The organism is Microbacterium sp. Leaf351 (assembly GCF_001423825.1).
Taxonomy (GTDB): Bacteria; Actinomycetota; Actinomycetes; order Actinomycetales; family Microbacteriaceae; genus Microbacterium; species Microbacterium ginsengisoli.
Genome location: NZ_LMPK01000009.1, coordinates 50,723 through 63,092 on the forward strand (window position 1 = coordinate 50,723; position 12,370 = coordinate 63,092).

General features: G+C 70.2%; 13 protein-coding genes and 1 pseudogene. 3 read left to right on the plus strand and 11 right to left on the minus strand.

Translation table 11 applies throughout. From position 1 onward, the window contains the following. Nucleotides 1-758: GNAT family N-acetyltransferase (locus ASG00_RS03500; protein ID WP_235559115.1), on the plus strand; the 758-nt coding region annotated here is incomplete at its 5' end. 12 nt (nt 759-770) lie between these two features. Here ASG00_RS03500 and mutM read toward each other — a convergent pair. From mutM to ASG00_RS03530, 6 genes are all read right to left on the minus strand, one after another. Further along, nucleotides 771-1,679: a bifunctional DNA-formamidopyrimidine glycosylase/DNA-(apurinic or apyrimidinic site) lyase gene (gene mutM, locus ASG00_RS03505; RefSeq protein WP_056206944.1), complete on the minus strand. Its 909-nt coding sequence runs from the start codon at nt 1,677-1,679 to the stop codon at nt 771-773. Then, a complete protein-coding gene (gene rnc / locus ASG00_RS03510; RefSeq protein WP_045248450.1) occupies nt 1,672-2,364 on the minus strand; it encodes a ribonuclease III in 693 nt (230 codons plus the stop codon). Before rnc ends, mutM begins: the two co-directional genes overlap by 8 nt. A gap of 10 nt (nt 2,365-2,374) precedes the next feature. After that, the gene (gene rpmF, locus ASG00_RS03515) at nt 2,375-2,584 is read right to left on the minus strand and encodes a 50S ribosomal protein L32 (RefSeq protein WP_045248451.1); all 210 of its coding nucleotides are present in this window, start codon (nt 2,582-2,584) and stop codon (nt 2,375-2,377) included. A gap of 17 nt (nt 2,585-2,601) precedes the next feature. Next, nucleotides 2,602-3,099, minus strand: a complete 498-nt coding sequence (locus ASG00_RS03520) for a YceD family protein (protein WP_045248562.1) — start codon at nt 3,097-3,099, stop codon at nt 2,602-2,604. A gap of 104 nt (nt 3,100-3,203) precedes the next feature. Then, the gene (gene coaD / locus ASG00_RS03525; RefSeq protein WP_045248452.1) at nt 3,204-3,701 is read right to left on the minus strand and encodes a pantetheine-phosphate adenylyltransferase; all 498 of its coding nucleotides are present in this window, start codon (nt 3,699-3,701) and stop codon (nt 3,204-3,206) included. 42 nt (nt 3,702-3,743) lie between these two features. Next, nucleotides 3,744-5,894, minus strand: a complete 2,151-nt coding sequence (locus ASG00_RS03530) for an ATP-dependent DNA helicase RecG (RefSeq protein ID WP_056206946.1) — start codon at nt 5,892-5,894, stop codon at nt 3,744-3,746. Between the two features lie 50 nt (nt 5,895-5,944). Between ASG00_RS03530 and ASG00_RS03535 the strand changes: the two genes are divergently transcribed. After that, a complete protein-coding gene (locus tag ASG00_RS03535; protein WP_056206948.1) occupies nt 5,945-6,526 on the plus strand; it encodes an RsmD family RNA methyltransferase in 582 nt (193 codons plus the stop codon). Here ASG00_RS03535 and thiL read toward each other — a convergent pair. Next, complete coding sequence (gene thiL / locus ASG00_RS03540; protein ID WP_056206949.1) at nt 6,523-7,515, minus strand: thiamine-phosphate kinase; 993 nt, start codon at nt 7,513-7,515, stop codon at nt 6,523-6,525. The two genes, ASG00_RS03535 and thiL, sit on opposite strands and share 4 nt — an antisense overlap. A gap of 51 nt (nt 7,516-7,566) precedes the next feature. Between thiL and ASG00_RS03545 the strand changes: the two genes are divergently transcribed. After that, a complete protein-coding gene (locus tag ASG00_RS03545; RefSeq protein WP_045248456.1) occupies nt 7,567-8,061 on the plus strand; it encodes a DUF3515 family protein in 495 nt (164 codons plus the stop codon). Between the two features lie 3 nt (nt 8,062-8,064). Here ASG00_RS03545 and ASG00_RS03550 read toward each other — a convergent pair. The 4 genes and pseudogenes from ASG00_RS03550 to murA all read right to left on the minus strand — a co-directional run. Then, a partial coding sequence (locus tag ASG00_RS03550) for a D-alanine--D-alanine ligase family protein (RefSeq protein WP_235559116.1) occupies nt 8,065-9,021 on the minus strand: 957 nt, incomplete at its 5' end. 2 nt (nt 9,022-9,023) lie between these two features. After that, nucleotides 9,024-10,136 (minus strand): annotated as a pseudogene (locus ASG00_RS03555) (NAD(P)H-dependent glycerol-3-phosphate dehydrogenase); the annotation flags it as partial. Beyond that, on the minus strand, nt 10,126-10,896 hold the full coding sequence (locus ASG00_RS03560) for a lysophospholipid acyltransferase family protein (RefSeq protein ID WP_056206952.1): 771 nt from the start codon (nt 10,894-10,896) through the stop codon (nt 10,126-10,128). The pseudogene ASG00_RS03555 and the gene ASG00_RS03560, both read right to left, overlap by 11 nt. A 3-nt stretch (nt 10,897-10,899) precedes the next feature. Continuing rightward, nucleotides 10,900-12,264: a UDP-N-acetylglucosamine 1-carboxyvinyltransferase gene (gene murA, locus ASG00_RS03565; protein WP_045248460.1), complete on the minus strand. Its 1,365-nt coding sequence runs from the start codon at nt 12,262-12,264 to the stop codon at nt 10,900-10,902. Nucleotides 12,265-12,370 lie beyond the last annotated feature (106 nt).

The window sequence follows — 12,370 nt, forward strand, 5'->3', positions numbered from 1 at the left end:
TCGGAACGGCGGGGTTCGACCTCGCCGAACGCACCGCGCGCGAACTGGGCCGCACGGTGATGCAGACGTTCGCCGAGCACCCCGCGGCATCCGGCGAACACCTCGCGTCACCCACCGGGTTCGGCCGCATCCCCCGTGATCACACCGCTCGTTTCCTCGAGGGTCGCGGCTATGTGCTCGGCCAGGTCGAACGCAAGAGCGTGTTCGACCTGCATGCCGACGCCTCCGTGGTGGTCGCCGCGGCCGCGGCGGCGGCCGAGTTCGCTGTCGGCTACGAGGTCGTGCAGTGGGAGTATCCGACGCCCGAGGAGTTCACGCTCGACTACGCCTGGATGAAGTCGCGCATGTCGACGGACACGCCCGTCGGTGACATGGAGGTCGACGAGGAGGTGTGGGACGCGGACCGCGTGCGCCGTATGGAGCAGCGCTACCTCGACAGCGGGGAGCGCGTGCTCGTGACGGCCGCCCGCCATGTCGCATCCGGACGACTCTGCGCCTTCAACGAGCTCGCCAGCCGCACCGATCCGACGCTCGCCTCCTCCCAGATGGACACGCTCGTGCTCTCGGAGCACCGGGGACATCGGCTCGGCATGCTCGTGAAGTGCGCAGGACTGCGACGCTGGCGGGAGCTCGTGCCCGACTCGCCCCGGCTCCTCACCTTCAACGCGGAGGAGAACCGGCCGATGCTCTCGATCAACGAGACCCTCGGATTCACGCCGGCCGCCTACATCGGCGCGTGGCGGCGAGACCTGGAGTGACCCGACGCGGTGTCAGCGTGCGCTGCGGCGCCGCTGGCACCGCGGGCAGAAGTGGCTCGACCGGTTGGTGAAGCTCACCCGCAGAATCGGCGTGCCGCAGCGCGGGCACGGCTGGCCGGTGCGGCCATAGGCCCGCAGCGAGTGGGCGAAGTAGCCGGCCTGCCCGTTGACGTTCACGTACTGCGCGTCGAAGCTCGTGCCGCCCTCGGCGAGAGCACGCTCGAGCACCACACGCACCTCGTCGAGAAGGCGGGTGACGGTGCGCGTAGCGAGCGCCCGGGCCGGAGTCTCCGGGTGCACGCGCGCCGCCCACAGCGACTCGTCGGCGTAGATGTTGCCGATCCCGCTGACGGTCGTCTGATCGAGCAGTACGCGCTTCACGGCCGACACGGATGCCCCCACCCGACGCCGGAACAACGCCTCGTCGAACGCGGGGTCGAGCGGATCGCGCGCGATGTGCGCGGCCTGCACCGGTACCAGCGGCACGTCCGAGCCGAATCCTCCCGCGGCACCGTCGATCGTCGGCACGAGCTCGTCGATCGCGAGCGACCCGAATGTGCGCTGGTCGGCGAACACCACCGCGAGCTCTCCGTGCCGCGGGTGGGCGAGCTCGATGCGCACGCGTTCGTGACGCTCCGCCGGCGCGCCGGGCGCGCGCAGCAGCAGCTGGCCGCTCATACCAAGATGACCGACGACCGCCCGGGCTGCGGCATCCGTCTCGATCGGCAGCCAGAGGAACTTGCCTCGGCGCACCACACCGGTGAGCACACGACCGGTGAGGGCGCTCTCGAAATCGGATGCCGCGCCCCGGTGGCGCGTCAGGGCACGGTCGTCGAGCACCGTGACGCTGACAACGCGGGCACCGGTGACGGCGGGCGCGAGACCCGCGCGCACGACCTCGACCTCGGGAAGCTCAGGCACGCCCGGACAGCGTGTTCCACGCGGCGAGGGCGGCGGCCATCTCCGCGTGCTTCTTGCTCGTGCCCGACCCGCTGCCGGCGACGTCACCGACGGCGACACGCGCGGTGAACACCCGCGCATGGTCGGGTCCGTCGGAGGCCACCGAGTAGGTCGGTGCCGGGCGACCGAGCCGTGCGGCGAGCTCTTGCAGGCTCGTCTTCGGGTCGATCGCCGCGCCGTAGCGGTCGGGGTCGGCCAGGAGCGGCTCGATGAGCCGCAGCACGAGGCCGGTCGCCGCGTCGGCTCCCGCCGAGAGATAGGTGGCGCCGATGAGCGCCTCCGTCGTGTCCGCGAGGATGGAGTCCTTGTCCCGCCCGCCGGTGAGCTCTTCGCCTCGGCCAAGGCGCACATATTCGCCGATGCCGACCCGCCTCGCGGTCTCGGCCAGGGCAACCGTGGAGACGACGCTCGCGCGTCGCTTGGCGAGCGCCCCTTCGTCGAGATCGGGATTCTCGCGATAGAGCTTCACTGTCACGGCCTGCCCCAGCACCGAGTCGCCGAGGAACTCGAGGCGCTCGTTGTGCGGGATCTGCCCGTGCTCGTACGCGTACGACCGATGCGTCAGGGCCAATGCCGCAAGCTCGGGGTCGATGTCGACCCCGAGCTTGCGGAGGAGTGCGGAGGTGTCCGCGGAGACGTCGCTCACCGAGCGGGTCTCAGATGTCTGCGACCTTGCGGCCCTTGTACTCGAGGAACAGCTCGGTGCCCTGCGAGTCGGTGACGACCTTCGCCTGGTGGGGGCGGCTGTAGACAACCTTGCCGTTCTCGATGGTCTTGACCAGCGCGGGCGCTTCGGCCTTCCACTGCGCGCGGCGCGAGCGGGTGTTCGAGCGCGAGACCTTGCGCTTCGGAGGGTTACCTGCCATGGGTCTTCCTTTTCGTTCTAGGAGTTCTGGGGTGTCCGCCCGGACTCGCCGGACTCATCGTTCTGTTCCGCTGCGAACTTCTCCAGTGCCGCCCAGCGTGGATCGAGGGCCTCACCGGATGTCGCGCCGCTCTGCTCGTCCAGAAGCTCGCCGGTCTCGGGGTCGAGACCGGGGCACTCTGGCCGGCACACCGGCTGGAACGGAAGCGAGAGGACGATGGCATCCCTGACCACAGTTTCAAGATCCACGTGGTCGTCTTGAACCTCGAAGTCGTTCGCTTCCTCTCCAGGATACGCGAAAAGCTCCTGGAACTCGACATCGACGGGCGCGGCGATCTCGGTGAGGCATCTGCCGCAGATGCCTTCGTAGTCGGCGTGCACGTCGCCGGTGGCGAGAATCCCCTCGTGCACCGACTCCAGCCGCACATCGAGCTCGACGGCCGAACCCGACGGGACGGCCACGAGACCCTCGCCCCACTTCTCGGCGAGCGGCACGTCGATCGAGTGCTCGCGCATCTCGCCGGGACGGCGCACGATATCGCGGACGTTCAGGCTGAAGGGGCCGGGCCGGGAGTTCCTCACCCCGGAATCCTAGCCCGGCAGGGAACGCGCGGGGCCGGTCAGATGCCGCGCGCGCCGGTGTCGAGGAACCGCGCCACCGGGGCCGGAACGTACGGCGAGACATCGCCGCCGAGCCCCGCGACCTGACGCACCAGAGAACTCGACACGAGCGCATGGGAGGGGTCGGGGAGGAGGAAGACGGTTTCGATACCGGCGAGGTGACGGTTCACGATCGCCATGGGCGTCTCGTAGGCGACATCCACCTGGGAACGGATGCCCTTGACGAGCACTCCCGCGCCCACGTCGGTGGCGTAGTCGACGAGGAGCCCGACACTCCACGACGCGACGGTGATCTTGCCCGGCACCTCGGCCTCGGCGATCGACTGCTCGAGGAGGCTCAGACGCTGAGCGATGGGCAGCATTGCCTCTTTGCCGGGGTTGTGGACCACCAGCACGTGGATCTCGTCGTACAGCGCGGCGGCCCGACGGATGACGTCGAGGTGACCGAGGGTGGGCGGATCGAACGATCCGGGAACGACGGCGATCCGATTGCTCACGCGGCCAGCCTAGTCGGGCGCGTCACGCGAGCCGGCCCCGAGTCAGTTCTTGCCGAGGGCCGCGCGCGTGTCGTCGTCGAGCCGCCGCTCGATCGCATCCCGCAGACCAGGGTGCGCCGTCAGCTGCGGATCGTCCGCCAGCAGTACGGATGCCTCGTCCCGCGCCTCCGCGATCAGATCGGCGTCGGCGACGACCCGCAGCAGGCGCAGCGAGCTGCGCGCGCCGGACTGCGCTGCGCCGAGCACATCTCCCTCGCCCCGCAGCTCGAGGTCGACCTCGGCGAGGACGAAGCCGTCGAGGGTGGCGGCCACCGCCTCCACCCGCTCGCGCGCCGGGCTGCCGACAGCCGCCTCCGTCACGAGGAGGCACAGCCCCGGCACCGAACCGCGACCTACCCGGCCTCGCAGCTGGTGCAGCTGCGAGACGCCGAAACGGTCGGCATCGAGCACGATCATCGTCGACGCGTTCGGCACGTCGACCCCGACCTCGATCACCGTCGTCGCGATGAGCAGGTCGACCTCGCCCGCGGCGACGCGGCGCATGACGGCATCCTTCTCGTCGCTCGGCATGCGCCCGTGCAAGATCTCGATGCGCACCTGAGCGAATCGCGGGAGCTGCGACAGGAGGGTCGCCACCTGGGCGACTCCCCAGGTCGGTCGGGAGGCTGCGGCATCCGTCGCCGACGGCGCGTCGCCCGGTTCGTCGACGTCCACGTCGATCGCGGCACACACGACGAACACCTGGCGGCCGGCCGCGACCTCCTCGGCAGCGCGATCCCACACCCGGCCGAACCAGCTCGGCTTCTCGGCGAGCGGCGCGACGAAGCTCTCGATGCCGGCGCGGCCGGGAGGCAGGGTGCGGATCGTTGAGACGTCGAGGTCTCCGAAGACCGTCATCGCGACGGTGCGCGGGATCGGGGTGGCGGTGAGCACGAGCACATGCGGGGCGGTGCCCTTCGCGCGCAGGGCGTCGCGCTGCTCGACCCCGAACCGGTGCTGCTCGTCGACGACGACGAGGGCGAGGTCGGCGAACGTCGTCGTGGCGCTCAACAGGGCGTGCGTGCCCACGACGATGAGCGACTGACCGGATGCCACCCGCAGCGCCGCCCGGCGACGGTCGGCCGCCGGCATCTGACCAGTCAGCAGCGTCGGGATGAGCTTTGCGGACAGGTCGGGTCCGAGCATCGCGGCGATCGATCGCAGATGCTGGGCGGCGAGCACCTCGGTCGGTGCGATGAGCGCCGCCTGCCCGCCGGACTCGGCGACCTGCAGCATCGCGCGCAGCGCGATGAGGGTCTTCCCGGACCCGACCTCGCCCTGCACGAGCCGGTTCATCGGCCGCTCGGCGACGAGGTCTGCGGCGATCTGCTCTCCGACCGAGGCCTGATCGTCGGTGAGCGCAAAGGTGAGCCGGGCGTCGAAGGATTCCCGCAGCTCGCCGGCAGGGCGTGGTCGTGCGTGCAACGCCGCCACCGCCGCTCGTTGCTGAAGGAGCCCCGCTTGGAGCACGAGGGCCTCTTGCATCCGCAGCGTCTGCTGCGCGGGGGCGACATCGTCGATCACCGACGGCCGATGGATGTGCTCGAGCGCCGTGCGAGCGGGAAGCAGGGCGTGACGGCGCCGCAGGTCGTCGGGGAGCGGGTCGTCGACCTCACCGAGACCGTCGAGCGCCCCTTCGACGGCCTTGGCGATCGTCCAGGTCGCCACGGCGGCCGTCGCCGGGTACACCGGAATCGGACGGCTCGCCAGCGCCTGCGCGGTCTGGGCCGCGGTCTCCAGATCGTCGAAGAGCTGGTAGTCGGGGTGCGCGAACTGCTTGCCGCCGCGGAACTCCCCCACCTTGCCCGAGAACATTCCCCGCCGACCACGTCGCAGCTCACCCATCCGCCAGGACTGATTGAAGAACGTGAGGGAGAGCTGTCCCTCGCCATCGGAGATCACGACCTCGAGCAGCGAGCCGCGGCGGTTGTGCATCCGCCTCTCGGCGACCGACACGATCTCCGCGACGATCGACACCTGCTCACCGACCGTCAACGAGGCGATGGGCGTCAGTTCGCCCCGCAGCGCGTAGCGCCGCGGGTAATGCGCCAGCAGATCACCGACGCGGGCCATGCCGAAGGCCTTCGTCAGCGCCTTCGCGACCTTGTCGTCGAGCACATCGCCGAGCGGCGAATCGAGACGCAGCGGCGGCATGCTGCGAGTCTAGGGCGGGCCGCCGACAGGCCCGTCGCTATCGTGGGACGGTGACCCGGATCATCGCGGGAGCGGCCGGCTCCCTCACCCTCGAGGTGCCCGACGCCGGCACGCGGCCGACGAGCGACCGTGTGCGCGAATCGCTGTTCGGCGCGCTGGAGTCGGCCGATGCCCTGCGCGGCGCGCGCGTGCTCGACCTCTACGCAGGCTCCGGTGCGCTCGGCCTCGAAGCGATCAGTCGCGGTGCCCACCGCGCCGATCTCGTCGAGAAGGCGCCGCGGGCCGCTGTGGTCGCCGAGCGCAACGCCGCGCGGGTACGCCGAGCCGTGCCCGCCGCGACCGTGCGCGTGCACCGCGCCGCCGTCGAGGCGTTCCTGCGCGGGTTCTCGGACGACATCGACCTCGCCCTGATCGACCCGCCCTACGCGGTCGACGAGCAGGAGATCACCCGGGTGCTGACGCTGCTGATCCCGCACCTTGCGACGCACGCCGTCGTCGTCGTCGAGCGGGACGCCCGCTCCCCCGAGCCCCTCCTGCCGCCGGGCCTGCGCGTGTTCCGCGATCGGCGCTACGGCGACACGACCCTGTGGTGGATCGAACCCGACGACGGCGACGAACCGGGCACCGCCTAGCCCCGCGCGGAATCCCAGTCGCGGTACGGATCCCAGCCGGGAGGCCGGGTGACGGGCTCGCCGTCGAGCCGCAGGGCGATATCACCGGCCGGTCGCACGACTCCGATGGGACGGAACGGAGCCGGCACCGCAGCGCCCGCGGGATACGTCGCCAGCAGCGCGTGGTCCTCGCCGCCGCCGAGCGCACGCTCTCTGTCCGGGCCGAGGGCCGCGGCATCCAGATCGATAGTGACGCCGGAGGCGCGGGCCAGTCGCGATGCATCGAGGGCGAGCCCGTCGGAGACGTCCATCATCGCCGTGGCTCCGGCGCGCGCGGCGATCACCCCCGCCCCGATGGGCGGCGAGGGGCGCAGCTGCGCGACGACGAGCTCGTGATCCACGGGCGAGAGGCGCGCGTCCACCACCGGAACCGGCTGCCCGGCGTCGTCACGGAACCGAGTGAACAGGATGTCGAGCCCCGCCGCCGCACGGCCGAGCTCCCCGGCGATCGCCACGACGTCGCCGACCCTCGCCCCGGCGCGGGTCACCGGCGTCGTCACCGGTATGCCGAGAGCGGTCACCGCCACGGTCAGCGTGTCGGAGACGGTCAGATCCCCGCCCTCCACCGAGCAGCCGGGCGCCAGCGCATCACACGCCGCACGCAACCCCCGGGCCACGTCGGTCACGAACGACAGGCGAGTGTGGTCGGGCATCGCGAGCGCCACGAGCAGGGCCGTCGGGGTCGCTCCCATCGCCGCGACATCCGCGAGATTGACGGCCGCCGCCTTCCAGCCCAGGTCGAACCCGCTCGTCCATGCGAGCCGGAAGTCGGGTCCGTGCACCAGCGTGTCGACAGTGGCGACCATCCGACCCGAGGGAGCCGCGATCACGGCGGCATCGTCGCCGGGGCCGACCTCCGCGCGCGACGCGCCCACCTCCGCGAGGATCGCTGCGAGCACCTCGCCCTCCGACAGGGCGGCGACCGTCGGATCGGCGTCGTGCTGCGGCATCCCCCCACGCTACTCGGCGGCGGGACAGGTGCGAGTCGCTAGCCTGGACGGATGAGTCGGATGTCGCGCGCCCTCCTCGCCGCGACGGCGGCCGGATGCCTCGTGCTCACCGGCTGCGCCAGCACCGTCGCGCTGCAGCCCGCTCCGAACTCCGGCGCGTCAGCCTGCGCCGACATCTCGGTGCGTCTGCCATCCGACCTCGTCGGCAAGGAGCGCCGGTGGACCACCGCGCAGGCCACCGCAGCATGGGGGGACCCCGCTGCTGTGCTCTTCACGTGCGGTGTGACCCCGCCCGGCGCGACAACGATGCCGTGCCGCACGGTCGACGGCGTCGACTGGCTCGTCGATGACACCGACGCACCGCGCACACTCGTCACGACCTTCGGGCGGGTGCCCGCGGTGCAGCTCTACATCGACACCGACCCCACGGGCGGAGTGTCGAGCATCGACGCCCTCACTGCGCTCGGCCCGCTCATCTCGGCGTACACGACGGTGACATCCGAGTGCACCGCTCACGGCGGAGCGACTGCGGCGCCGACCCCCTGAGACTCAGGCGCGGACGACCCGCTCCAGAGCGGTGTCGACGAGCTCCGAGATCAGGTCCGCGTAGCTCAGGCCCGACGCGATCCAGCACTTCGGGAACATCGAGATCGGCGTGAATCCGGGCATCGTGTTGAGCTCGTTGACCACCGGGCCATCGTCGGTCAAGAAGAAGTCGACCCGGGCGAGACCACGCCCGTCGACCGCGGCGAACGCGCGCAGCGCCATCTCCTGCAGCGAGGACACCTCCCCGGCCGTGAGATCAGCCGGGCACACCACGTCGACGCCGTCGCCGCCGAGATACTTCCCCTCGAAGTCGTAGAACTCGCGGTCGCGCAGCACGATCTCCCCGACGAGCGACGCGCGAGGGGCGACATCCGCTCGCCCTTCGAGCACCCCCACCTCGACCTCGCGCCCGACGATGCCCTGCTCGACGAGCACCTTGTCGTCTTCGGCGAACGCGACCCGCAGAGCGGCGTCGAGCTCGTCGAGCCCGTGCACCTTGGACACACCGACGCTCGAGCCGGCTCGAGCGGGCTTCACGAACCACGGAAAGGATGCCTCGGTCAGCCGTGTGGCGACCACGCCCGGGTCGGCGCGCCACTCCGACTCGCGCACGGTGATTCCCGGGGATACCGGCACCCCGGCTGCCGCGAGCGCCACCTTCATGAAGTGCTTGTCCATGCAGACCGCGGAGTCGAGCACGCCGCCGCCCGCGTAGGGGATCTCGAGCGTGTCGAAGAAGCCCTGGATCGTGCCGTCCTCACCGTGCGCGCCGTGAAGGATCGGCAGGATCACATCCACCTCGCCGAGGTCCGCGATCTCGCCGTCCGCGCGACGCACCCGCAGCGACCGGCGTCCCGCGGGCTCGGGCCACAGAATGCGGGTGCCGTTGTCGACCACCTCGGGCAGGTGCGCGGGATCGAGCGCGAATTTGCCGGGATCGTCGTCCTCGAGCACGAACGCNNCCCCCCGCTGTTGCGGAGCTGATCGAGTGCTCGCTGGATCTTCCCCCAAACAGAACCACTACGACCGGCTTGTCCATTCTGCGTCCTCTCCCCTTGGGGGGTGTCGTCGTCGGTGGTCAGGTGCGGAGCGATCTGACGGGGATCGAGGTCGCCGTCGAGCACCATCTTGACCTGCTCCACGATCGGCATCTGCACGTCGTGCTCGCGTGCGAGGGTGAGCACGGGCGTCACCGAGGCGAGGCCCTCCGCGGTCTGCTGCATCTGCTTGACGACATCCTGGAAGCTGTAGCCCTGCCCCAGCAGGCGCCCCGCCGTGTTGTTGCGACTCAGGGGCGACTGGCATGTGGCTATCAGATCGCCGAGTCCGGCGAGCCCCTGCAGTGTCTCGGCGCGCGCGCCCATGGCGACGGCGAAGTCGGTCATCTCGACGAGACCTCGCGTGATGATCGACGCCTTGGTGTTCTCGCCGTAGCCGACGCCGTCGACGATGCCGATCGCGACGGCGATGAGGTTCTTGAGCACACCACCGAACTCGGTGCCGATCACATCGGTGTTCACGAATGTGCGGAAGTAGTGATTGCGCGCGCGGCGGGCCACGAGCTCCGCCGTCTCCTGACTCGTCGAGGAGATGACCGCCGCGGTCGGCTGCTCACGGGCGATCTCGAGCGCGAGATTGGGGCCCGATGCGACGGCGATTCGGTCGGGATCGCAGCGCAGCTCCTGCTCGATGACCTCGCTCATGCGCAGATTCGTGCGCTTCTCGACACCCTTCATCAGCGAGATCACCGGCTGGTCGGTGCGGGAGAGGATGGGTCGCAGACCCTTGAGGTTGTGGCGGAGGGCCTGGCTGGGAACCGAGAGGAACACGAGCTCGGCACCGTCGAGAACCGCATGGAGGTCATCGGAGGCCCACATCGTACGCGGCAGATTGATGCCGGGCAGGTACTGACTGTTGCGCTTGGCCCTCGTGATCTCATCGGCGAGCTCGCGCCGACGAGCCCACATGCCGACCTGGGCCCCGCCGTCGGCCAGAATCTTGCCGAACGTGGTCCCCCAGCTGCCGGCGCCGATGACGGCGACGCGAGGGAGCTCGGGCTCGCCTCTACGAGTCAAGGCGACCCGTCTCCTTCTGGCCGTGCGCGGAGGGGTTCCAGCGCTCGGCCGGAGCCTTCTCACTGCGCAGCGTCTCCTCCAGCGACGTGATTCCCTGCATCACCTCGGCCGTCACCGCCACAAGCGTGCTCTGCTCCTTGCCGTGACCGACATGAGCGGAGAGGTCCAGTGCCGGTCCGAACACGATGCGCACGCGCTTTCTCGGCGGCCAGAGCGAGAGCTTCCCGTATCGAGGGAGGATGCGCTGCGAGCCCCAGTGCGCGACCGGGATCAGGGGGATGTCCCCCGCGAGCGCGAGGCGCGCGGCCCCGGTCTTGCCCCGCATCGGCCACAAGTCGGGGTCGCGGGTGAGGGTTCCCTCGGGGTACACGATCACGCCGTGACCTGAAGCAACGAGGCGTCGTGCGGAGGCCACCGTCGAACTCGCCGCGGCGGCCGTCGACTCACGTGCGACGGGCACCATGCCGGTGACACGCAACGCCCAGCCGAGAACCGGCACGCGGAACAGACTCTCCTTGGCGAGGAAGCGCGGGGCGCGTCCGATGCGCCACACGGCGACTGCGACGATCAAGGGATCGATCTCGCTCATGTGGTTCGGCGCGACGACGTAGGAGCCCTCCTCCGGAAGGTTCTCCTCGCCCTCGATCTCGATGCGCGCGATGAGGCCGACGATGGGCACGATGATCGCGGCGAGCAGCCACCAGACGCTGGGCCGCGACTTCTCGGGCGATGCGCGTCTCTTGCGCGACGTGGTCGACACGGCTCAGCCGATGACGTCGAAGTCGGCGCCGAGTGCGCGCAGCTTGGCGAAGAAGTCGGGGTATCCACGCCGGATGATCCCGACGTTGCGCACGATCGACTCCCCTTCGGCGGTCAGCGCCGCGATCACGTGGCTGTACCCGCCGCGCAGATCAGGGACGGTGATGTCGGCACCCCGCAATGCGGTCGGACCGGTGATGACGGCGGCCTGCTCGAGCGCGCGGCGCGCCACGCGACGCACGCCCTCCTGCAGTCCGTGGGGGTGCACGACGATGTCCGCGCCCATCTTCACGAGCGCCTGAGTGAAGCCGAAGCGGTTCTCGTACACCGTCTCGTGCACGACCGAGCGGCCCGACGCCTGGGTGAGTGCGACGATCAGGGGCTGCTGCCAGTCGGTCATGAAGCCGGGGTGCACATCGGTCTCGACGACAACGGGCCGGAGCTCGCCGTCTCGCCGGAAGAGGATCCCGTCCTCCTGCACGTCGAAATCGGCGCCGACCTTCCGCAGCACGTTGAGGAAGGTCAGCATCTCCTGCTGGCGTGCACCGGCGACGAAGATCTCGCCGTCGGTCGCGATCGCCGCGCTGGCCCAGCTCGCGGCCTCGTTGCGATCGAAGATCGCGCGGTGGTCGTAGCCCTTGAGCCGATCGACGCCCTCGATGAAGATGACCCGGTTGGGCTCGTAGGAGATGATCGCGCCCATCTTCTGCAGCACGGCGATCAGGTCCATGATCTCGGGCTCGATCGCAGCGTTGCGCAGCTCCGTGACGCCCTTCGCGCGCACTGCCGTCAGCAGTACCTGCTCCGTCGCGCCGACGCTCGGGTAGGGCAGGTGGATGCTGGCACCGCGCAGGCCCTGCGGCGCCGAGAGTCGGATGCCGCTCGGCAGCTTCTCGACCACCGCGCCGAACTTGCGCAGCGCGTCGAGGTGGAAGTCGATCGGCCGGTCGCCGATGCGGCATCCGCCGAGATCGGGGATGAACGCCTGCCCCAGGCGGTGCAGCAGGGGGCCGCAGAACAGGATCGGGATACGCGACGCGCCGGCGTGGGCGTCGATCTCCTCGAAGTGCGCAGACTCGACGTCACGGGGATCGAGCACGAGCGAGCCCGGCTCGACACCGTCTTCGACGCGCACGCCATGCACCTCGAGAAGAGAGCGCACGACGGCGACGTCGCTGATCTCGGGCACGTCGCGCAGGATGCTCGGGCTCTCACCGAGAAGAGACGCCACCATCGCCTTGGTGACGAGGTTCTTGGCGCCCTTCACCTCAACGCGACCGGAGAGCGGACGGCCGCCCCGGATCGAGATGATCTCGCCCTCCTCCTCTTTGCGTCCGCCTGCGATGGATGCGTCGCCTAGGAGAGTCATACGGTGCGGCCTCACTTCGTGGGAGCGTCCGGAACGGGGAGCGTCCGGGGCTTCCAGGACTCGCGTCGCGCCTCGTAGGCGGCGATGCGATCTTCGTTTCGAAGGG

What these genes read in the sequence shown, in the direction of transcription:
- ASG00_RS03520 (WP_045248562.1), bottom strand. Translation starts at nt 3,099, where the DNA reads ATGCGCGAGCACTCGATCGACGTGCCGCTCGCCGAGAAGTGGGGCGAG.
- thiL (WP_056206949.1), bottom strand. Translation starts at nt 7,515, where the DNA reads ATGCCGCAGCACGACGCCGATCCGACGGTCGCCGCCCTGTCGGAGGGC.
- ASG00_RS03545 (WP_045248456.1), top strand. Translation starts at nt 7,567, where the DNA reads ATGAGTCGGATGTCGCGCGCCCTCCTCGCCGCGACGGCGGCCGGATGC.
- murA (WP_045248460.1), bottom strand. Translation starts at nt 12,264, where the DNA reads ATGACTCTCCTAGGCGACGCATCCATCGCAGGCGGACGCAAAGAGGAG.
- rpmF (WP_045248451.1), bottom strand. Translation starts at nt 2,584, where the DNA reads ATGGCAGGTAACCCTCCGAAGCGCAAGGTCTCGCGCTCGAACACCCGC.
- ASG00_RS03530 (WP_056206946.1), bottom strand. Translation starts at nt 5,894, where the DNA reads ATGCCGCCGCTGCGTCTCGATTCGCCGCTCGGCGATGTGCTCGACGAC.